Below are 21,337 nucleotides of genomic sequence, written 5' to 3' on the forward strand. Positions count from 1 at the left end.
GGGAACATATGGACGCTGTCCCAGCCCAGGCCATAGGCGACGGCGTCGCCGTCACTGTCCTCGGGCCACATGCCCAGCAGATACTGGTCGCTGGCCATCTCATCCAAAGACGCCTGGCTCAGCAGACCTTCCCCGCACAGGGCGCCGCCGAAGGCGGCCAGATCGCTGGCGGTGGAGTAGATGCCTCCCGTGCCCACGATGGTCAGGTTCTCGGCGGGCAGGGCCCGGGTGTCAGTCCCCAGATAGGTCTTGACCAGCCGGCTGGTATCGAACTCCTCCATAGGGGTAAGGGTGTTCTCCAGTCCCAGAGGCTCCAGCAGGTACTGGTTTAGAAAGGCGGTGTACTCCATGCCGCTGACCCGCTCGATGACCAGCTGGGCCAAGGTGAAGCTGTCGTTGGAGTAGACGCTGTAAGCGCCGGGCTCGGCCTGAAGGGTCTGCCCGGCCAGCCGCTCCAGCAGGCGGGAGGGAGCGTCATCGTTCCCCTGGTCCCCGAACAGGAAGGCGTCATTGGTGGTGCCGCCCATCAGGCCGGAGGAGTGGTTGAGGAGCATGCGCACCGTGATCTGGGTGTAGCGGGGGTCTGCCATGGTGAAATCAGGGAGATAGGCGGTGACCGGCTCATCCAGGTCTACTTTCCCCTGCTCCACCAGCTTCATCATGGCGGCGGCGGTATAGGTCTTGCTGATGGAGCCGATGCCGTACAGGTCATCATCGGTGAGCGCGCGGTTCTCCGTCTTGGAGTAGACGCCGTCGTGCCCCTGGAGGGTGACCTCTCCGTTCTCCCAAAGGGCGTACTGGACACTGACGGCGCCGCCATACTGCATGGCGTACTGGGCGGCCTCATGGGCGGCCTGGGCCCGGTCCTCCTGTGCGGCGGAGGCGGGCAGGGCCAGAGAGAGGGATACGGTGTCGCCGGTGGTGAAGGGACGGGTGCATACATTTCCGCTCCAGCCCCGGCTCATGAGCTCATTGTTCAAAGAAAGGCCCAGTCCTGCCTCCACCATGCGCCAGGCGGTGTAATTGCTGGCGGTGGACAGGGTGAAACGGGGATGGACAGGGTGGCGGCGAAGGAAATTTTCCACATCCGTATCCTCATGGGGAAGAATGTTGATAAAGGGCTGGCTCGCAAGGTCCGAAGGTTCGATGGCGTCCTTGGAAGCGAGGGGATGGGATGCGGGAATCCAGGCCATGAGCCGGTCTTCCCTGAGGGGAATCCAGCGTACCCGGGAATCCTTCCGGCGGCCGAGGAAAGCGCAGCTCAGGGTGCCCTCCGCCACCCCGTCAAGGCACTCCCGATTTCCGCATTCCTTCAGGTGAACCGCCACTTTGGGATAGCGGCGGTGGTACAGGGAGAGGATGGAAGGCAGCCAGTGGGCGGCAATGCTGAAGTAGGAACCGATGGAAAGGCTGCCGCCGGTCAAGGAAAGGAGACTGTCCCGCTCATCCTTCACTGCCTCCCCGGCCCTCACCATGTTCCGGATGAAAGGAAGAAGGGCCTCTCCTTCCCTGGTAAGGTGAATGCCGCGGCTGGAACGGGAAAGCAGGGGAAATCCCATTTCCTTTTCCAGACTGTCCATCATCCGCGTAATGCCGGAGGGAGAGTAGCCTGTCTCCTCTCCGGCGGCGGTAAGGCTCCTTGTTTCCAGAATGCGGAGAAATATTTCATATCTGCCGGTGTCCATAGCTGCCTCCTTATGACATATTGCGTATCTGTCAATATTATATTGATAAAATTGCGCTTCCGTCAATATAAAGCCTCTCTTATACTAACATAAAGGAGGCGGGAGCATGAATACATCCACTGCAAAAATACTGATGGCATCGGTCATACTGGCAAGAAGCACGTCCTTTCTGTTTTCCAAAATATGTCTTGAGAAAATGGGACTTTTTGAGCTGCTGGCCATCCGCTTCTTTCTGGCCTTCCTCATCCTGTCCTTCCTCTACCGAAAGCGAATGGCCGCTTCCTTTGGGAAAAACATAATCCTTCGCGGGATGGTACTGGGGGCGGTGCTGTACCTGGTCATGGGCGCTGAAATGATGGCGCTGAAGGAATCGGACATTTATCTCACCGCCTTTCTGGAAAACACGGCCTTTCTCTTCGTACCCCTCTTTCTATGGGCCTTCCAGGGAGAAGGAATTTCCCGGAAAACCGCAGCAGCCATGGCGGTGATGACGGCGGGGGTATGCCTTCTCACTTTGAAGGGCAGCGGAAATCTCCATGGCGCGGCCTTTGGGCTGGCGGCCGCCTTCTTCTACGGACTTTTCATCTACCTCACCGGCAGGCTGGCATCCGGGGAAGACGGCCTTTCCCTTGGCATCTGGCAGATGGGATTCATGGGCCTTCTAAACGGTATTTCCGCCCAGGCAGCCGGTGAAATCACGATGCCCTCCTCGCCGGAAATCATAGGGGCCCTTTTGGCTTTAACCCTTCTCTGCTCCGCCTTTGGATTTACCTTCCAAACCGTGGCGCAGCAGTTTATTTCCACAGAAGAAGCGGGCCTCTTCTCCGCCCTGGATCCCCTCTTTGCCACCATGTGGGGCATGATTTTCCAGGGAGAAAATCCCGGTCTCTCCGGCGCCGCCGGTGCCCTTCTGGTGCTTCTTGGTATGGCAGGTGCCCAGGACGGCCTGCTTTTCAAAATCAGAATGAAATTCCGCTTCCTCATGAAGTCCACACTTCCCTGATATTTCCTCCCCTGATGGTATAATAAGGAAAAGCAGAAAGGGGGAGAGTCCATGATTTCTAAAGAACTGGATGATACGGATAGAAAGATTATCAATGAACTGAAGAAAAACAGCCGCATATCCATGACGGAGCTGGGAAAGAAAGTGTACATGACCGGACAGGCCGCCAAGAACCGGCTGGAACGGCTGCAGGACCTGGGGGTGGTGGAACGGTACACGGTGAATGTAAACTGTCCTGTCTTCGGCTATACCGTCCACGGCCTTTTCACCTTGACATTAAATAAAGAAAGGGCCGATGATTTCCACCACTTCGTCCACACCACGGAGTTCCATATCCTTCACTGCTACGAAACGGAAGGGGGCACCGTCTTCATAGATGCCCATTTCCAGAGTGAAGAAAAGAGGGATGAATTCCTCAAGATACTGTCCACCTACGGCCCCTGCCGCCTGCATCGGGTGGTTAAAGAAATCCACGGTATTCACCCGGTGGATGAGTAGGGTAGTGGGGCCGCTGCCCACTTACCGCTGCTATTGTCGGCTGGGCAGTATTCCCGAATGCAAAGGGGTTCAGGCGCCTTCGGCGCCCGGGTTCAAGCCGCCTCCGGGCTGGGCCCTGGGCGGCTCAGGTTCCGCCCACAGAGCGGGCTGGTTCAAAGGGAGTTATAAATGCCGCCTGCGGCGGCAGCGCTGCCAATGGCAGCGAAAACCTTCACAACCGGGCTGGCGCCCGCTGGAAATGCACCCCTTCTGTCGCCTGCGGCGACGTCTCCCCCGGAGGGGGAGATTTTAGCGACGCTATACTTTGAACTGCTTGTGAGAGTAAAAGCTGAGCGGCAAGTAAAGTTCCCCCTCCGGGGGAAAGGTGGTGCGTTAGCACAAAAAGGGGTGCATTTCCATCGGGCGAAGCCCGGTTGTACGGTTTTCCTGCCGCCGAAGGCGGCATATATACTCATCGCCGCCAAGGGCGGCGCTACCACAACCCTCTGAACCCGCCCGCTGAAAGCGGGCAGAACCTTTTGAACCTTATGAACCCGGGCCGCGCAGCGGCCCATTACGAAAGGAGCATGCCATGCATATCATCGCCGCAGCCGATTCCTTCAAAGGCACCCTTTCCTCTTTGGAAGCGGGCACCATCATCAAGGAAGCGGCCCTTTCCGTATATCCCGGCTCCTCCGTGGAGGTGCTTCCCCTGGCAGACGGGGGAGAAGGGACGGTGGAAGCGGTGCTTCACTGCACAGCGGGAGAAAGGGTATTTCTTTCTGTAAGAGGTCCTCTGGGCAGTCCTGTTAACGCCTCCTACGGGCGGCTTTCAGAAAAACGGGCCATCATGGAAATGGCAGAAGCTTCAGGGCTCCTGCTGGTTCCGGAAGAAAAGAGAAACCCTCTCCTTACATCAACCTTTGGTACCGGAGAGATGATGGCCCGGGCCATGGAAGACGGTGCCCGCACCCTTTTCATGGGCATCGGCGGCTCTGCCACCTGCGACGGCGGCATGGGTGCCATGGAGGCCCTGGGATTCCGTTTCCTGGATAAGGATGGAAAGGAACTTTCGGGAAAGGGGGCGTCCCTTTCCTTGGTAGAAAATATAGACCTGTCCCATAGCCATCCTCTCCTCAAAGAGACGAAAATCATAGTCCTGAGCGATGTGAAAAATCCTCTTTGCGGAGAGAGGGGAGCGGCCCGGGCCTTCGGGCCCCAGAAAGGGGCGGACGAAGCCATGGTGGAAGAACTGGAACGGGGCATGGTACATTATCGGGATATTCTGCAGAAAATCTTCGGGAAAAATCCCGATGACATCCCCGGAAGCGGTGCCGCCGGCGGCCTGGGGGCGGCGCTCTCCCTTTTCCTTGGGGCCTCCATGGTTTCCGGCGCCCATGAAATCCTTGCGCTCTCCCGTTTTGATGAAAAAATCCAAAAGGCGGATCTGGTCATCACCGGAGAAGGGCGGAGCGACGCCCAGAGCGGCGAAGGAAAAATCACCGGCGTCATTGCCGGGGAATGCAGGAAATGGAACATCCCCTGCGTTGTCATCTCCGGCTCCCTGGGAAAGGGCTGGGAAATCCTTCTTGAACAGGGCGCTGTTTTCGTCTGTGGGGCATCGCCGGGAGAAGAGATAGAAAAAGCCATGAAAGAACCGGCGGCCTATCTTAAAAGGGCGGCGGTTGATTTCTTCAGGAAATGGAAGGAGAGATAGTGGGACAGTGGGACAGTGAGATAGTTTATGGCTGTCCGCTATCGGCTGTCCGCTGTCCGCTTCCTGCTGGGCTGTATTCCCGGCAAGAGGGTTCAGGCGCCTGCGGCGCCCGGGTTCTATCGTTCGTGCGCTTCGCGCCGAACGATGGGTTCAGCCCGGGAACGGCTCCGCCTTCCGGGCTGGTTCAGAGGGGAGTTATAAAGTCCACTCCATGGAGGCAGGGTGGGCGCCACCATCACCCTTTGAACCCTCTGAACCTTATGAACCCTCTGAACCCTCACGCCGCAGGCGTGTCCATGAGCCCTTTGCGCCCGCCCCCAAAGAGTGCTATAATACTCCATATCTATATTTCTCAGTTGTCATCTGTTAACCAACTCTAAAAAACAGGAGGAAAGATGAAAAAAGCGATTATATTATCCAGCGGAGGCGTGGATTCTACCACCTGCGTTTCCCTGGCTGTTGACAGACTGGGAGCAGACAATGTTGTGACTGCTTCTATTTTTTATGGGCAGAAGCATAAGAAGGAAATCCTGGCGGCCCGGAAGGTGGCGGAGTACTACCATCTGAAACATTATGAATTCGACCTGTCCCAGATTTTCCAGTATTCCAACTGTTCTCTTCTGGAAAATTCCACGGAAGAAATTGTGCACAAGAGTTATGCCCAGCAGATTTCTGAAAACGGAGAAGGAAAGGTGTCCACCTACGTGCCCTTCCGGAACGGCCTCATGCTGTCCACGGCGGCATCCCTGGCAGCTTCCCTTTTTGAGGACGACGACGTGGATATCTACATCGGCGCCCACGCCGACGATGCAGCCGGTGATGCCTATGCGGACTGCAGCGAACCTTTCCTTAGGCACATGGGCGAGGCCATCCGCATCGGCACCTACGGCAAGGTGCACCTGGTTTTCCCCTTTGCGGAAATGAACAAGGCCGGCGTGGTAGCCATGGGTCTCAAACTGAAGACCCCCTACGAACTCACCTGGAGCTGCTACGAAGGGGGAGACAAACCCTGCGGCACCTGCGGAACCTGCATAGACCGGGCCGCTGCCTTCGCCGCCAACGGAGTCAAGGACCCGGCGCTGGACTAGTTGTCAATCGGACGGTTGACAGTATTCCCGAAAGCAGGAGGGTTCCGGTGCCTCCGGCGCCTGGGTTCTATCGTTCGTGCGCTTCGCGCCGACCGATGGGTTCGGCCCGGGAACGGCTCCGCCTTCCGGGCTGGTTCAGAGGGAGTTATAAAGCCCACTCCATGGAGGCAGGGTGGGCGCCTTTCGGCGCCATGATATAAGCCGCCTTCGTCGGCTATAAAATTGCGGCGGAGCCGCCACCATCACCCTTTGAACCCTCTGAACCTTTTGAACCTTTTGAACCCTCACGCCGAAGGCGTGTCCCATGGGCGATACCACAACCCTCAGCCCCGCAGGGGCTGTCAAACCTAAGAACCCTCCGGCCCACAGGGCCGGTCAATCTTAAGAACCTTTTTGTATAACCCTTCTACACAACCTGCGGCGGAGCCGCGACCCTTTTTTACCCTTTTAACTCATATTTCATAACCCTCTTATGAAAGGAATAACATGTTTACAGTAACCAAAAGAATGGAAGTATCCGGTGCCCATTTCCTGCACCTGGACTATGAAAGCAAATGCACCAACCTTCATGGCCACAACTGGATTATTACGGTGACCGTGCAGAATGACACCCTGGACAAGAACGGCATGGTGGTGGATTTCAGCAAAATCAAGGAAATCGTGAACCGGTTTGACCATCATCTCATTAACGACGTGCTGGGAGACCTGAATCCTACGGCGGAAAACATGGCCAAGTGGATCTGTGACCATATTCCCCACTGCATCCGCGTTTCCGTGCAGGAAACGGAAGGAAACGTGGCCACCTATGAAAAGTAAGTATGCCTATGATGACGGCCTTTTCCATGTGACCGAAATTTTCGACAGCATCGACGGCGAAGGAAAGCGCACCGGTTACATGGCGGTGTTCCTCCGCCTGGCCGGCTGCAACCTTCGCTGTAGCTACTGCGACACCGCCTATTCCCTCACCCTGGAGGACACGGAGGAAGCGCTGACGGAGGAGGAAGTGCTTTCGCGCATCCGCGCCTACCCCTGGAAGCGCGTAACCATTACCGGCGGCGAGCCCATGCTCCATCCCCTCCACCATCTCTGCGAGGTGCTGGGAGAAGAGGGCTATGACATCAATATAGAAACCAACGGCGCCGTGCCCCTCTGGAGAGAGCGGCCGGAGGGCGTTTTCTATACCATGGATTTCAAATGCAGCGGAAGCGGCATGAAATCTTATATGAACCTTGACAATTTCAAGCTCCTCACCGGAAAAGACGTGCTGAAATTCGTGGTGAGCTCCGAAGAGGACCTGCATGAAATGAAGGAAATCGTAAATCATCGATTTTCCTCCGCCCATCATCCGGAATTTTTCGTCAGCCCCGTATGGGGAAGGATTGAACCGGCGGAGCTGGTGGAATATGTGAGAAAGAACAGGCTGCAGGACGTACGGGTCCAGGTGCAGCTTCATAAAATCATCTGGGACCCGGACAGGAGAGGTGTTTGACATGGATTTGGAAAAACTGGAACAGGCAGCCCGGCTGATTATTGAAGCCGTGGGGGACGACCCGGACAGGGAAGGACTTAAGGAAACGCCGAAGCGCTTTGCGGACATGATGGCGGAGCAGTTTGCCTATACCGCCGTATCCAACGAGGAAATCGCAAAGGAATTTGAGAAGACCTTTGCCACCCCGGAAAATGATATGGTGGTGGTGAAGGACATTCCCATCTTCTCCCACTGCGAACACCACATTGCCCTCATGTACAACATGAAGGCAGCAGTGGGCTACATTCCCCACGGACGGGTCATCGGCCTTTCCAAAATTGCCCGCATCGCCGACGCTGTGTCCAAACGGTTCCAGATTCAGGAAAGAATCGGCACGGATATCCGGGACATTATGGAAATGGTGACATCCTCTCCCGACGTCATTGTCTACATCGAAGGAGAACACTCCTGCATGACCGCCCGGGGCATCAAGAAGCCCGGCACCAGAACAAGAACCATCGCCTCCTCCGGCACCTTCAAGACAGACGGCGCCCTGAGAGGGGAATTTATGAAACTGGCCCTTGGGAAAGAGTGAGGCGGTGAGGCTGTCCGCTTTCCGCTGCCTGCTGGACAGTATTCCCGAAAGCAGGAGGGTTCAGGCGCCTGCGGCGCCCGGGTTCTATCGTTCGTGCGCTTCGCGCCGAACGATGGGTTCCGCCCGGGAACGGCCCCGCCTTCCGGGCTGGTTCAGAGGAAGTGTTGCATGCCGCCGTTGGCGGTATCGCTGCCTATGGCAGCGAAAACCAAACAACCGCGCCTGCGGCGCGTGGAAGTGCACCCCTTCTGTCGCCTGTGGCGACGTCTCCCCCGGAGGGGGAGATTTTAGCGACGCTATACTTTGAACTGCTTATGAGAGTAAAAGTTGAGCGGAGAGTAAACTTCCCCCTCCGGGGGAAGTGGTGCGCAGCACCAAAAGGGGTGCATTTCCGACGCCCGCAGGGCGGTTGTTTGGTTTTGCCGCGGAGCGGAATTATAAAACTCATCGCCGCGAAGCGGCGATACCTTCCCCTCTGAACCCTCTGAACCTTGTGAACCCTCTGAACCCTCACGCCCGTCAGGGCGTGTCCATGAACCCTCTGAACCCGAAAAAAGGACGCAAAGCGTCCTTTTCCTTCCTGTGGTATAATATAAGCGACTATATGCCCGCAATTCTTGCTGAAACTGCGGGTGCAAGTGATTTCTATATAGGAGCGTATTATATGAAGAATTCCGATATACGACGCGAGAGACCGCCGAAGGAATCATCCTTTGTGAAGAGGATTTTTGTATTTCTTGTGGCTATCATGATGATTGCAGGCGCCGGAGCGGCGGCAGGCTTTTTTGTGTCCGTTTCCAAGCACCTGCCCGATGTGACGGCCAATATCCAGCCTAACGCATCGTCCCGCATTTACGATGACAAGGGACGGCTGATTACTACGGTGCACGCAGAGGAAAACCGCATTCCCGTACCTATTACGGAGGTGCCCCAGAATCTGCAGAATGCCTTTGTGGCAGCGGAAGATGTCCGTTTCTATGAACACCACGGTATCGATCCCCGGGGCATCCTTCGTGCGGTATGGTCCAATGTGGTCACCCGCAACGCCACCGGACAGGGCGGCTCCACTATTACCCAGCAGCTGGCCCGGAACGCCTTCCTCACCCAGGAGCAGACATTGAAAAGAAAGCTCCTGGAAGTGGTGCTGGCTCTCCAGATTGAAAACAAGTACACCAAGAAGCAGATTCTTGAAATGTACATGAACCAGATTTACTTCGGCCAGGGCTGCTATGGCATCCAGACCGCCTCCCGCGTCTATTTCGGCAAGGACGTGAAGGACCTCACCCTGCCCCAGTGCGCCATGCTGGCAGGGCTTCCCAACAGCCCGAACTACTACTCTCCCTTCCGCAGTCTGGAAGCAGCCAAGTACCGCCAGGGCATCGTACTTGACCAGATGGCCAAGTACGGCTATATTTCCGAAGCCGACGCCCAGGCTGCCAAGAAAGCGGACCTGCACCTGGCCAAACCCCAGGCTTCCAAGGGCACCGACAGCACAGCTTCCTATTTCGTAAGCTACGTCATCCAGACCATCAGCGATAAATACGATTCCGACGCCATTTATAAAGAAGGTCTCCAGGTGTATACCACCCTGGACCTGGATATGCAGAAGGAAGCAGAGCAGGCTTTGAAGAATGACCTGCCGAAGGGAAATAAGGATGCCAAGGGACTCACCCAGCCCCAGGGCGCCCTCATGACCATTGAAACCGGCACCGGCCATATCAAGGCCATGGTCGGCGGCCGCGGTGAAGACCATTTCAACCGCGCCACCCAGATGGTCCGCCAGCCGGGCTCCGCATTCAAACCCTTCGTGTACCTCACCGCCTTTGAAAACAAATTCAGCCCCTACGACACCGTAAGCAACGAAAAGAAGACCTACGGCGGCGGCTGGACGCCGAAGAACTACGGCGGCACCTCCGGCGGACAGGTGACACTGGAAGAAGCGCTGGTTCACTCCATGAACATCCCCACCATCGATTTGGCCAACAAGGTGGGCATGAAGAAGATCCTTGACACCGCCGAAGCCTGCGGCATTACCACCCTGGTGAAGGACGGCAAGAGAAACGACAACAACCTGGCAGCTTTCATCGGCGGCCTCACCAACGGCGTTTCCGTATACGACATGGCCAAAGCCTACAGCGTCTTTGCCAACGGCGGCAAGCTCATCGAACCCACTGCTATCCTGAAAGTGGTGGATAGAAACGGCAACGTACTGGAAGACCATTCCGGCAAACAGGAAGGCAAGCAGGTGGTCAGCGAAAATGCGGTTTACCGCCTGACCAGTATCCTGGAAGAAGTTGTCTCCCGCGGCACCGGCGGCAACGCCTACATCGGCCGCACCGCAGCCGGCAAGACAGGCACCACCGATGACGAACACGATGCATGGTTCGTGGGCTATACCCCCGAACTGGTGACAGCCGTATGGATTGGCGACGATACCAATACCAACGCAGGCTACACCGGCGGCACCGTACCGGCGGCCATCTGGAGGGACTTCATGAAACAGGCCCTCTCTGCCTACAAGACCAAGAGCTTCGACATCCCTGAATCCGTCCGGGTGGAAAACGAAAAAGCAAGAGCAGCCCAGGCGGCGAAGGAAGCGGAAGCTAAGAAGAAAGAGGCGGACGCCAAGAAGGACGACAAGGCAGCCAAAGATAACAAGAACGCCGGAAACAAGCTTCTTGACCGGATTACGGGAAAGAACGCAGCTAAGCCTTCTGAAAGCGACAGCACCAAGACCAACTGATACAAAAAGAGCAGACCCCATCAAGGCCTGCTCTTTTGTTATTGGCTGGGCTGTCAGCTGTCAGCTTACCGCTGCTATTGCCTGCCTGGCAGTATTCCCGAAAGCAAGAGGGTTCAGGTGCCTTCGGCGCCATCATATAATCCGCCTCCGGCGGCTATAAAATTGCGGCGGAGCCGCCACCACACCCTTTGAACCCTTTGAACCAGCCCGCCCTTGGCGGGCCGAACCCTCTGAACCTGGGGCCGCCTGCGGCGGCCCCAGCCACCTAAAAGGCCCTCACCGGATGGCAGCCGGTGAGGGCCTTTGTATTTTTGGAGTTTGGGAATGGTGTAATCATAGGTACATAGGAAATGGGCCTATGAAGAGGTATGTGGGAAAATCCCTGCAGAAAAGGGAAAGGAGGAAACTTTCCATTTCCTGCGGCTGTCATACCGGCCAGCCGGGCGCAGGAGAAAGACAGGAAGGATGCTGAACTTATCATTTCTGCTAAAACACTGACACCGCGCTCGGTGAAGGAATGAATGCATTTCCCTGCAATGGCTTTTCTTCGCCTGCCCTTTCATCCTGCAAGCCTATACGGAAGGCTCTGCAGCAAAAGAGGGAAAACGAAGAGGCCTCTTCCTTACCTTCAGCAAAAATGACTCCGCCATGAAACCCTGTAACAGTCAAACAATTTCATCAGCGGCAGATTCGCGGAATTCTTCAAGCACACTACCCCTCCAGCCTGCCTGTGGCAGAGTGACTGAAGACTGCGAATCTCACAATCGAAATACTTCGGAGGATATACCTCAATGGGCTCTCCTCTTCCGCCTTCCCCAAGGGTCGACCATTTCATCTGCCGGGATACCTGCCGGAAACCAAAGGGCCGGGCCAAAGGTAGAGAGAAAAAAGAGAACCGGCGAAACAGCATGAAAACCATACTTTTCACCTTAACCTGTCTCTATTATACATCATTTAGGATTTTATTAAAGATGATTGTCACCTTTCAAAGGGTGACATGGTTAAAAAATGCCGCTCCTGCGGCAAAAATCGGCTTATTGAATTTTTCTTTAAGCAGTTCATGGGAAAGAGGGGGCACGGCTGTCCGCTATCCGCTTACCGCCAACTGGTATGTATTGCCGATTGTCTCCAATGCGCCTCGCACCAGAATTCTTCACTGCGTTCAGAATGACGAGTAGGGCAGAAAGCCAATCCCGTAACGCTGACTATAAAACTTCATCGCCGAAGGCGATACCACACCCTTTGAACCTTTTGAACCTTCTGAACCCTTTGAACCCGAGCCGCAGAACGGCTCCAATGGCGATACCACACCCTTTGAACCCTTTTTCAAAGAAACCTCTCCCTGAATGCCTCCAGATTCCTCTTATCTCCGGGGCAGTAAATGGCAAAGGTCAGGCAGTCGAAGAAACGGCGATACCCTTGATTCACCAGGATTTCATAAAAATCGGAAGCCACTTCTTTCGGCGAATTCAGAAACACGCCGCAGCCCCAGGCGCCCAGGGTAAGGGTGCGGTATCCTTTGAAAGCAGAAAGAGCAAGGACATGGGCCATGCGGCGCTGCCGTATGGTACTGATGAACGCAGGACTTTCATTTCCTGCGGGACCCCGAAGGTCCACCGCCGGAGCGGTGATGACGGCGGTCTTCCGTGGCGGACCGAAGAGAGCGTGATTTTCTTTGGCACTCCTGCGGAAGATTTCCACATGAGGAGAAAGAAGGATGCCATCGGAGCCGTACCTGCTTTCTTCCGCCCTGTTTCGGGCATAGTAGGGAAGGGCCTCGTTTCCGGAAAGGGAGGTGTAGAGCGTACTCTCCCTGCAGAGGGCCTCTTCCTGGGAAGAAGCGCCGTAAAGGTACCCGCCGCCGGGGGTGAAAGCATTGGCAAAATTCAGCACCATATCTCCGGGAAAATCAAAACTCTCCCCTTCGGCCACGGCGATACGTCCCTGCCCGGCGGGAAAATCGGCAGATTCCATTCTCCCCCTGAGCGCCTCCAGCACTTTAGGTTCATAGATTTCCGCCTTTGCAAGGAGGGAAAGGGGATGGGAGAAATGAAATAGGGTTCCCGCCGCTTCATAGTGACCTTCCTGTATGATTTTTTCATTTTCCCTGGCTATAGCCACATTACGGATTCGTGTACTCATGGTGCTCCTCTGGGGGAAAAAATAGACGATAGACTGTCAGACGTCGTACATCAGACTGTCAGACGTTGTGGCGCCTTCCTGCTGGCCGTTCATTCTGAAAGTGAAGAATCGAAGAGCCGCGAAGCGGCTTATATACTCATCGCCGCGACAGCGGCGATTCCACCACCCTCAAGCCCATAGGGCTTGTCAAACCTAAGAACCTTCGGGGCAAAGTCTCGTCAACCTCCCCCCTTTGGTGCCTGACGGCACCACCTTCCCCCCGCAAGCGGGGGGACAATATAGTGGGGAAAAACTTTGAATAGGGAGCCGCGAAGCGGCCAAGGCCCCTATTCAACCCAGTCCTTATATTTCTCCAAAAGCCTTTGGCAGGCAGCGGCAGAAGCCTGGTAGGCATCCTCGAAGGAAGCGCCCTTATAGGGATTGGCAATGCCGCCGTCGCAGCCGGCATAGGTGGCGAGAAGGGAAATCTTATTATCCACATCGCCGCCCATGGTATTAAAAAGCCGGGGATCCTGGGGACTGTCCATGAGGAAAATGTAGTTGAACTGGTCATAGGTGCCCCACTCCAGAGGAAGGGCTTTCTTATTCGTCACAGGAATGCCGTGGGCCGCAAGCACCTCCTGTCCCTCCGGACAGAGGGGGGAGCCTTCCTTTTCCAAACGGGCAGAGGAAACGTAAATTTTCTCCGACAGGCCTGCTTCTTTAACCAGATGTTTCATAATGAATTCAGCCATCGGCGGCTCACCGCTTCCGGTGTGGGACAGGAAAAGAAGTTTAATCATGGAAAGGCTCCTTTCACTTTTGAAATCATGGATTATATTTTTATTATATAACATTCCTGTAAAAGAAAGGTAAAAGAAGCACCGGCGGTAAGTGATAGACGAAAGATGATAGATGAAAGACGAGAGATGATAGCAGACAATCAGACTGTCAGACGTCAGACGCCATGGAGCCTTCCTGCCATAGACAATCCACAACCCTCCGCCCCAGAGGGGCTGTCAAACTTTAGAACCTTAAGAACCTTCGGAGCCAAAGGCTCCGTCAACCCTCACGCCAAAGGCGTGTCAAAAGCCGCTGCCACAACCCTCGGGCCTCAAGGGCCCGTCAAACCTAAGAACCTTAAGAACCTTCAGGGCGGAGCCCTGTCAACCTTCCTCTTCTGAACCCGGGCCGCGAAGCGGTCCCATAACAGCCCTCAGTCCCGCTGTTTCCTTCTTATGATGTTATAAAAGCAGGATACTGCGCTATGCTCTCATATGGCTTTTTTTACTGGATAGAATTATAATATTAGTATAAACCTTACTACTATGAGCAAATAGACATTTATAAATTTACGGGGGGGGTAAAACGATATGGACATTGAGATGGTGGATCTTCTTCATAAAATGGTGGATGAAGCGCCCTTTGGGATGTACGTGCTGGATACGGAGCGGAAGATTGTTTTCTGGAGCGGCGGAGCGGAACGGATTACGGGTTACGGCGCAGAGGAGATGATGGGGAAGCACTGTTTTAATGGGGGCCTTGACCACATTGACAGCACCGGGCTTCATCTGTGCCATGATTTCTGTCCCATGATGGCTACGATTTTTGACGGTCATTCCAGGGAGCAGCCGGTTTTTCTGAAGAATAAGGCGGGGAAGCGTGTGCCGGTGCTGGTGCACACGGAGCCTCTCTTCAGCGGTGAGAAGACGCTGGGGGCTATCGAGTATTTCAGGGTTCTCCCGGAAAGTGAGTATCCGGTTCCGAAGGAGCGGTGATGGGTATGGCAGAAAGCAGCATGCTTTCGACGCTTCTCTCTCAAATGCCGGAGCACCTGCCTGGCGGGGTGATGATTTATCGGGATAGTGAGAAAGAGGAAATCCTATATGCCAATGGCTGGCTGATAGATATGTTCGGCTGTTCTTCCCTTGATGATTTTTTGGAAGTGACGGGCGGTTCTTTTCACATGCTTGTCCATCCCGACGATGTGGAGCGGGTGGAGAAGGATATCCGGAGCCAGGTCACCGGCAGCCGGGACAAGATGGATTTCGTGAATTACCGTATCCGCCGGAAGGATGGCACCGTCAAACGGGTGGAGGAGTTCGGCCGCCGTGTATTCATTCCTTCCGTGGGGCCTGTATTTTACGTGTTCTTCCTGGATAATGACACGAAGTACCGGATTTACGATATTGATGCACTCACCGGTCTTCCGGGGAAGACCCGTTTCCTGCAGCACGCAGCCATGACCATAGCCATGGCGTCCCTGGATCCCCAGGCGCCGCAGCTGGCTTTTATTTATGTGAATGTTCACAATTTCAGTTTCTATAATCTTCGGAACGGCAGTGAGAAGGGAAATCAGTTCCTCATCCAAATGGCGGAGGTGCTGCGGAAGAATTTCCCGAACAATCTGATTTCCCGCTTTACCGACGACCATTTTGTGGTGCTTTCTTCCCTGCCGTCCCTGGAGAAGCTGATTCCCGTTATTACCGACCAGATTCATGCCCTCTACGACGCCAGCCGGCTGGATGTGAAGTTCGGCATGTATCGGGTGGAAAATATCCATATTCCCGTGGAAAGCGCCTGCGGCATGGCGAAGATGGCCTGCGACAGCATCAAGGAGCTGCCGGACCAGCATATCTGCTTCTATACCAGCGACATGAGCCGGCGGAAATCCCTCCGGAGCTACGTCATCGACCATTTGCGGGAAGCCATGGAGAAACGGTGGATCGAGGTCTATTTCCAGCCTGTCATCCGCACCATTTCCGGCACCCTGGCCAGTGTGGAGGCCCTGTCCCGGTGGAACGATCCCACTTTGGGCATGATTTCTCCCGGCACCTTCATCCCTCTTCTGGAGGAGTCAAGGCAGATTAAGAAACTGGACCTCTATGTGCTGGAAGAAATCTGCCGTCTGTACCGTTTCCAGGTGGACCACGGAAAGACGGTGATTCCGGCGTCCTTCAACCTGTCCCGCATCGATTTCTTCCAGGGCTCCATCTTTGAGGAGGTGGAGGAAATCCGGGAGCGATACCAGGTGCCCCGGAATATGCTGTACGTGGAAGTGACGGAAAGCGCCTTCGTCCACGAAGGGGACGTGATACGGAACGAAATCGACCGCTTCCGGGCGGCGGGCTATGAGGTGTGGATGGACGACTTCGGCAGCGGCTATTCGTCCCTGAATACGCTGAAGGACTACAGCTTCGATGAAATCAAAATCGACATGGCCTTCCTGTCAAAGTTTACGGATAAGTCCAAGGATATCCTGAAGGCCATCGTCCGCATGGCCAAGGGAATCGGTATCCATACCCTGGTGGAAGGGGTGGAGACGGAGGAGCAGCGTGATTTCATCTGCTCCATCGGCTGCGAACTCATCCAGGGCTACTACTACGGAAAGCCTATGCCCTTTGCGGAATTCAAGCACGTGGGGCGGGAGAAGGGCTGGCAGGTGGAAACGCCTGCCCTGCGCCGGTACTACGGTTCCATTGGCGGTGTGGATTTTCTCACCGATAAATCCATGGCGGTGGCAGAATTCACAAAGAACCGGTTTCACTATCTCTTTGCTAATAAGGAATTCAGGAATACCCTGAAATCGGCAGGACTGGAAAGCCTGAAACATTCAGAAGATCTCATCAATGCCATGGCGGACCCTATCAGTAAGAATCTGGCCGGCTTCATGAAGGACATCGCCCTCTCCCATACCAGTAAATCCATCACCTACACGGAAAACGGGCAGTACATGAAGCTGGATGCGAAATATATGGCCGCCGACGGCGGGCGCCATCTGGCGGTGCTGCACTTAAGCAATATCACCATCCATAAAGCAGAGGAAACCATGGGTGCCCTGGACTGGGTGACAAGAAATCTCTTCTACCTCTACCAGACCGTGACACTTGTGGATCCTCACGGCGATATCGCCATTCCCCTGGTTATGAATTCACCCTATCGGGAATACCTCTTCCAGCAGCGGGGCGGCATTCATGAGATGGTGCTGCAGTATGCTGATACCATTATCCACCCCGACGACAGGAAACGGTTCATGGAATTCAATGATATGTCCAGCATCCTGGAAAGAGTGAAGAAAGACCCCTTCGGCATTATCATCGGCTGCTTCCGCACCCTGGGCAATGACCATAAGTACCACTGGGACATCCACTCTATCCTTCCGGTGAGAAGAAAGGGCAAGGTATACCTCCTCTATACCATCCGGAACTCCCCGCTGGACGAAAAGGAATTCCGGAAACCCCTCCTGTCTCTCCTGAGTCACCTGCCAACCGACAAATGAAAGAACCCCTGTGAAATGAAATCACAGGGGTTTTTGAGTGGGAGAGGGGAGATAGTAGACGATAGAAGATAGACGATAGACGAAAGAGGCTGCAGCTTATCAGAGCTTTATTGTCCCACCGCGCTTCGCTGGGGTACTATGGGCGCTGGATAGTGGAATCATATGACGCTTATGACTGCAGCGGAAGGAAAACCTTCACAACCGGGCCTTCGGCCCGAGGGAAATGCACCCCTTCTGTCGCCTGCGGCGACTTCTCCCCCGGAGGGGGAGATTTTAGCGGCGCTATACATTGTGATGCTTATGAGGCTGCTTATCAGAGCTTTATTGTCCCACCGCTTGCGGAGGGGAAGGTGGTGCCGTAGGCACCAAAGGGGGATAACGCCGATACTTCGTGAATTACATAAGAAGCACAAGGGGAAGTGTAGAGCGGCTAATCCAGCAAAATGGGAAGAATCATGATGATACACAAAGCGAAGCGGGTACACTTCCCGCCGACTGGCATTTATAGGTCTTTGCCTCATAGGCGGCATGTACTAGGATTCTTCGCCGGAGGCTCAGAATGACTGTGCCCGGCGGGAAAATCCGTAACGCTGTCTTTATACTCATCGCCCGATAGGGCGATACCACACCCTCTGAACCCTTTGAACCTTCTGAACCTTTTGAACCTTCACGCCCAAAGGGCGTGTCCATGAACCCTTTGAACTTACTCCATCCACTCCCGACAGATTTCCAGCATGGGTTCCCGGAAATCTTTGTAGTTCATGAAGGAGCGTTTGATGGCGTAGAGGAAGGTCATAAAGCCGGTGTTGGGCACGGCCATGATGGTGTGCACGGACCAGTGGTATTTCTCGTCTTCCCCCAGGGTGCGGAAGAGACTGACGGCGGTGCCGCCGGGGTCTTCCTTCAGCAGCTGGTAAAGGTGCTGTCTTTCGGTGAAACGGCGGTAGCGGGGACGGTCGTCCGGGTGGATCTGGCTTTCCGCAGCTTTGCGGAGGGATTCGAGGCCCTTTGTCTTTTCCGAAAGGTACTGGCGGAAGGGGGTGTTGGCAATGATGGGGGTGGCCGTATCGTCCTTAAGGTTCAACACGGTAATGCTCTGGTACAGGTAGTACAGGTTCCGCAGGATGTCATCCATGGTATCCGCTTCCTTTGTTTTCGGGCTGATGGTGATGTTGGACAGGTTGACCCGGAAGAGGTGGCGGTCTTTTCCGGCCAGGGTGGAAATATGGTGCCCCGTGAGGTGCATGTACCGGTTGTTTTTCGGATAGGTCAGGGTCTGGTCCTGGCCGGTGCGTAGAATATTCATGAAGAAGGCGCGAATGTTCCTGCCCAGGGAGGAGGAAGAGCTGTTCAGTTCCCTGGCTGAATGGAGGGGCGTGCTGCTGCCGCCGGTAGTCAGGGCCTGGCGGAATTTATGGTTTGCAAAAAGGTAGGAGAGCTTTCCTTCATTCAGTTCCACCAGAGCCATGGACTCATCGGTGAGAAAATCCACGGAGCCCAGAGGATTATAGTAATTCTTCAATGCCCGGTCCTCTAAAATCCATCCCTTTTCCCGGATGCAGCTTTCCAGTTCGGAAAGGGGCATGGGTCTGCCGTAGTACCAGCCCTGGATTTTTTCGCAGCCGATGGAACGGACGAAGTCTCTCTGCTCCTCCGTTTCTACCCCTTCCACCAGGGTATGGATGCCGATGTCCTTGGCCATGCGCACCGTGGACTTGATGATATCCTTGGCCTTCCGGGTGAAACTGGAGAGAAAGGCCATGTCGATTTTGATTTCATCGAAATGGTAATCCTTCAGCACGTTCAGGGAAGAGTAGCCGCTGCCGAAATCGTCCATCCACATTTCAAAGCCGGCGTCCCGAAATTTGTCGATCTGGGTGCTGATGCTCACGCCGTCTTTGACGAAGACGCTTTCCGTGATTTCCACATGAATCATGTGGTGGGGCACCTGGTATTTCCTTACGATGGCATCCACCTCTTCGAAAATGGAGCCGCTGTAGAAATCGATGCGGGAAAGGTTGAAGGAAATGGGAATCACCGGAAGTCCTTTATTCACGCGGGAGCGATAGGTCCTGCAGATTTCCTCCAGCACGTAGAGATCCAGCTTCTGAATCTGCCTTGATTCTTCCAGGGCGGGAATGAAATCGGCAGGCGAAAGGAGTCCGTACACCGGGTCAATCCACCGGGACAGGGCTTCGGCGCTGGTGAGGGTGCCGGAAATGGTGCGGATCACCGGCTGCAGATAGATTCGGATGTACTTCTTGTCCATGGCTTCCTGCAGATGGTCCATGACATAGCTTTTGATGAATGCTTTCTTGCCGATTTTGTCGGTGTAGACCTGCAGATGGAGCTGGTAATTGTCCTTGATGCTGTCCGCTGCTGTCTTGGCCAGGTCGCAGGCGATTTCCGGTTTCATGGAGCCGTCAACTATGACGTAGAGACCGAATTTCACCGCCAGGTCCACATCCTCCCGAAGGGCCATGATTTTATCATAGGCCCTGTCGATCTTTTCCTCCACGCCGGCCCTGCCTGTGAGGATGGCAAAATGGTCGTCGGAAAAGCGGGAAATGAGGGCATTGGGGAAAGTGTCTTTCAGTATGAGAGCTGTTTTCTCTAGAAATTCATTGCCCCGGCGGCTGCTGTAGAGAAGGTTGAACATCCGGAAATTGCGGATATTCATGTACAGCATGACCTTCCTTTCGGTTTCCCCGGAAAGGGAAAGGAGGAGGGACGCCTCCTTGAGGAAGCGGGTCTGCCCCGGAAGGCCCGTAATGCCGTCAATGTCGTGAAGCACATACCTGGCGCTGCTGTCCAGGTAGAACACATAAAACACAGGCCCAATGCCGGGCACCTGAAGACGATGGCCGAACTCTCCCACCGTCTTTACCGTCCCGTCCTTCGTGACGATACGGTAATTCACGTAGTCGAACACATCGGCGCCGGAGGAAATCTGGCGCTCAATATCCTTCTCCACCTTTTCCGCATCGCAGGGATGGACAAAGCTCTTGAAAGTGCCGCCGGTGACTGCCATGAAATCGTCCATATCAAGACAGCCCAGCGTATGGATCAGCCAGGAATTGGCATAAAGAATTTCCTCTGTCTCATCAGCTCGGTAAACAAGGACACCGCCGGGCATACCGTCCATGGCGTGCTCCAGAATGGATGTATAGGTCAATGACTTCTGCGTCATACAAACTCCTTAATGAATAAAAATTCATAAATTAAAATTTCCGGAAGAAAAGAGATTCTTATGGAACCAAGTCACATCTATTTTAAATATACACATAAGTTCTATGACCTATGGAATATAGACCTATTATATATGGTCTAGTGTATAAAGGCTACAGGTCAAAGTAAATTATTTTTACACAAAATTGACATTAGCCCTTCCTGAAGGAAAGGGGGCAGGAGAAATAGAAACATAGAAAAATCATAAAATTTGCAAAATTACGAATTTATATACGTTGAATAAATATATAATTAAAATATCCTGAAGCCAGGGAAGCAACCGGCGCACCGGGCAGATGCGCCGCCACTTTTGCCGGCGGAAGCCGGGGGCACTATGGGTGCCGGGCAGCTGCGGCAATGGAGATTACGGCAGTAACGACGGGAAAACCATACAACCGGTCTTCGGCCCGTGGGAAATGCACCCCTTCTGTCGCCTGCGGCGACGTCTCTCCACAGGAAAGCGTCTCACGAAATTTTCAGTCGCCTATCGGCTCCCTGCAAATTTCGTTCGTTTGCCACCCCGGAGGGGGAGATTTTAGCGGCGCTATACATTGTGATGCTTATGAGGACAAACGCTGAACGTAGAGAGGTATATTCTGCCCCTGAATAGGGGGAAGTCCGGCGGAGCCGGATAGGGGGTGGCCGCGTCAGCGGCCGATTCAGCAGAATGGGAAGAATCATGATGATGCACAAAGCAAAGCGGGGTACCTCCCGCCGACCGGTATTTATCACCGATTGACTCAAATGCGGCAGGCACTAAGATCCTTCGCCGGAGGCTCAGAATGACTGTGTCCGGCGGGAAAATCCGTAACGCTGTCTTTATACTCATCGCCGAAGGCGATACCACAACCCTTTGAACCCTCTGAACCTCCTGAACCCTTTGAACCCAGGCCGCTCAGCGGCCCATCGGCCCCCTGAGCGAAGCGAACACAA

Annotated in this window: 14 protein-coding genes; 10 read left to right on the plus strand and 4 right to left on the minus strand. The window is 54.6% G+C overall.

The window, feature by feature from the left end; translation table 11 throughout:
- Nucleotides 1-1,685, minus strand: a 1,685-nt coding sequence (locus QZQ29_RS03385; RefSeq protein ID WP_296959662.1) for a serine hydrolase, incomplete at its 3' end; no start/stop codon positions are given.
- Between the two features lie 106 nt (nucleotides 1,686-1,791).
- On the opposite strand from QZQ29_RS03385, the gene QZQ29_RS03390 reads away from it, so the two are divergent.
- The 8 genes from QZQ29_RS03390 to QZQ29_RS03425 all read left to right on the plus strand — a co-directional run bounded on the left by QZQ29_RS03390 (nucleotide 1,792) and on the right by QZQ29_RS03425 (nucleotide 10,776).
- A complete protein-coding gene (locus tag QZQ29_RS03390) occupies nucleotides 1,792-2,688 on the plus strand; it encodes a DMT family transporter (RefSeq protein WP_296959665.1) in 897 nt (298 codons plus the stop codon).
- 51 nt (nucleotides 2,689-2,739) lie between these two features.
- On the plus strand, nucleotides 2,740-3,186 hold the full coding sequence (locus QZQ29_RS03395) for an Lrp/AsnC family transcriptional regulator (RefSeq protein ID WP_296959668.1): 447 nt from the start codon (nucleotides 2,740-2,742) through the stop codon (nucleotides 3,184-3,186).
- Nucleotides 3,187-3,757: 571 nt separating this feature from the next.
- On the plus strand, nucleotides 3,758-4,882 hold the full coding sequence (locus tag QZQ29_RS03400) for a glycerate kinase (protein ID WP_296959672.1): 1,125 nt from the start codon (nucleotides 3,758-3,760) through the stop codon (nucleotides 4,880-4,882).
- Nucleotides 4,883-5,277: 395 nt separating this feature from the next.
- Nucleotides 5,278-5,970 (plus strand): 7-cyano-7-deazaguanine synthase, encoded by a 693-nt coding sequence (locus QZQ29_RS03405; RefSeq protein ID WP_296959674.1) that lies wholly within the window; start codon nucleotides 5,278-5,280, stop codon nucleotides 5,968-5,970.
- A gap of 486 nt (nucleotides 5,971-6,456) precedes the next feature.
- Nucleotides 6,457-6,786 carry a 6-carboxytetrahydropterin synthase QueD gene (gene queD / locus QZQ29_RS03410; RefSeq protein WP_296959677.1) on the plus strand — a complete coding sequence of 110 codons (330 nt, stop codon included), beginning with the start codon at nucleotides 6,457-6,459 and terminating at the stop codon, nucleotides 6,784-6,786.
- Entirely contained in the window at nucleotides 6,776-7,459 is a 684-nt protein-coding gene (gene queE / locus QZQ29_RS03415; protein ID WP_296959679.1) for a putative 7-carboxy-7-deazaguanine synthase QueE, read from the plus strand. The genes queD and queE overlap by 11 nt, the downstream gene beginning before the upstream one ends.
- Before the next feature lies 1 nt (nucleotide 7,460).
- Nucleotides 7,461-8,033 (plus strand): GTP cyclohydrolase I, encoded by a 573-nt coding sequence (gene folE, locus QZQ29_RS03420; protein WP_296959681.1) that lies wholly within the window; start codon nucleotides 7,461-7,463, stop codon nucleotides 8,031-8,033.
- Nucleotides 8,034-8,697: 664 nt separating this feature from the next.
- Nucleotides 8,698-10,776, plus strand: a complete 2,079-nt coding sequence (locus tag QZQ29_RS03425) for a transglycosylase domain-containing protein (RefSeq protein WP_296959684.1) — start codon at nucleotides 8,698-8,700, stop codon at nucleotides 10,774-10,776.
- Nucleotides 10,777-12,102: 1,326 nt separating this feature from the next.
- On the opposite strand, the gene QZQ29_RS03430 is transcribed toward QZQ29_RS03425, so the two are convergent.
- Together QZQ29_RS03430 and QZQ29_RS03435 are read right to left on the minus strand one after the other, a co-directional pair.
- Nucleotides 12,103-12,918 carry a TIGR02452 family protein gene (locus QZQ29_RS03430; RefSeq protein ID WP_296959687.1) on the minus strand — a complete coding sequence of 272 codons (816 nt, stop codon included), beginning with the start codon at nucleotides 12,916-12,918 and terminating at the stop codon, nucleotides 12,103-12,105.
- 326 nt (nucleotides 12,919-13,244) lie between these two features.
- Entirely contained in the window at nucleotides 13,245-13,700 is a 456-nt protein-coding gene (locus tag QZQ29_RS03435) for a hypothetical protein (protein ID WP_296959691.1), read from the minus strand.
- A 570-nt stretch (nucleotides 13,701-14,270) separates the two neighbouring features.
- Here QZQ29_RS03435 and QZQ29_RS03440 point away from each other — a divergent pair.
- Nucleotides 14,271-14,675, plus strand: coding sequence for a PAS domain-containing protein (locus QZQ29_RS03440; RefSeq protein WP_296959695.1), 405 nt, complete (start codon nucleotides 14,271-14,273; stop codon nucleotides 14,673-14,675).
- Complete coding sequence (locus QZQ29_RS03445; protein ID WP_296959696.1) at nucleotides 14,675-17,176, plus strand: EAL domain-containing protein; 2,502 nt, start codon at nucleotides 14,675-14,677, stop codon at nucleotides 17,174-17,176. The genes QZQ29_RS03440 and QZQ29_RS03445 overlap by 1 nt, the downstream gene beginning before the upstream one ends.
- 703 nt (nucleotides 17,177-17,879) lie before the next feature.
- Here QZQ29_RS03445 and QZQ29_RS03450 read toward each other — a convergent pair.
- Nucleotides 17,880-20,366 carry an EAL domain-containing protein gene (locus tag QZQ29_RS03450; protein WP_296959698.1) on the minus strand — a complete coding sequence of 829 codons (2,487 nt, stop codon included), beginning with the start codon at nucleotides 20,364-20,366 and terminating at the stop codon, nucleotides 17,880-17,882.
- Between the last annotated feature and the right edge of the window lie 971 nt (nucleotides 20,367-21,337).

Source organism: uncultured Dialister sp., assembly GCF_900538805.1.
Taxonomy (GTDB): Bacteria; Bacillota; Negativicutes; order Veillonellales; family Dialisteraceae; genus Dialister.

What these genes read in the sequence shown, in the direction of transcription:
- QZQ29_RS03425 (WP_296959684.1), top strand. Translation starts at nt 8,698, where the DNA reads ATGAAGAATTCCGATATACGACGCGAGAGACCGCCGAAGGAATCATCC.
- QZQ29_RS03450 (WP_296959698.1), bottom strand. Translation starts at nt 20,366, where the DNA reads ATGACGCAGAAGTCATTGACCTATACATCCATTCTGGAGCACGCCATG.
- queE (WP_296959679.1), top strand. Translation starts at nt 6,776, where the DNA reads ATGAAAAGTAAGTATGCCTATGATGACGGCCTTTTCCATGTGACCGAA.
- queD (WP_296959677.1), top strand. Translation starts at nt 6,457, where the DNA reads ATGTTTACAGTAACCAAAAGAATGGAAGTATCCGGTGCCCATTTCCTG.
- QZQ29_RS03390 (WP_296959665.1), top strand. Translation starts at nt 1,792, where the DNA reads ATGAATACATCCACTGCAAAAATACTGATGGCATCGGTCATACTGGCA.
- QZQ29_RS03435 (WP_296959691.1), bottom strand. Translation starts at nt 13,700, where the DNA reads ATGATTAAACTTCTTTTCCTGTCCCACACCGGAAGCGGTGAGCCGCCG.
- QZQ29_RS03430 (WP_296959687.1), bottom strand. Translation starts at nt 12,918, where the DNA reads ATGAGTACACGAATCCGTAATGTGGCTATAGCCAGGGAAAATGAAAAA.
- QZQ29_RS03400 (WP_296959672.1), top strand. Translation starts at nt 3,758, where the DNA reads ATGCATATCATCGCCGCAGCCGATTCCTTCAAAGGCACCCTTTCCTCT.
- folE (WP_296959681.1), top strand. Translation starts at nt 7,461, where the DNA reads ATGGATTTGGAAAAACTGGAACAGGCAGCCCGGCTGATTATTGAAGCC.
- QZQ29_RS03445 (WP_296959696.1), top strand. Translation starts at nt 14,675, where the DNA reads ATGGGTATGGCAGAAAGCAGCATGCTTTCGACGCTTCTCTCTCAAATG.
- QZQ29_RS03395 (WP_296959668.1), top strand. Translation starts at nt 2,740, where the DNA reads ATGATTTCTAAAGAACTGGATGATACGGATAGAAAGATTATCAATGAA.
- QZQ29_RS03440 (WP_296959695.1), top strand. Translation starts at nt 14,271, where the DNA reads ATGGACATTGAGATGGTGGATCTTCTTCATAAAATGGTGGATGAAGCG.
- QZQ29_RS03405 (WP_296959674.1), top strand. Translation starts at nt 5,278, where the DNA reads ATGAAAAAAGCGATTATATTATCCAGCGGAGGCGTGGATTCTACCACC.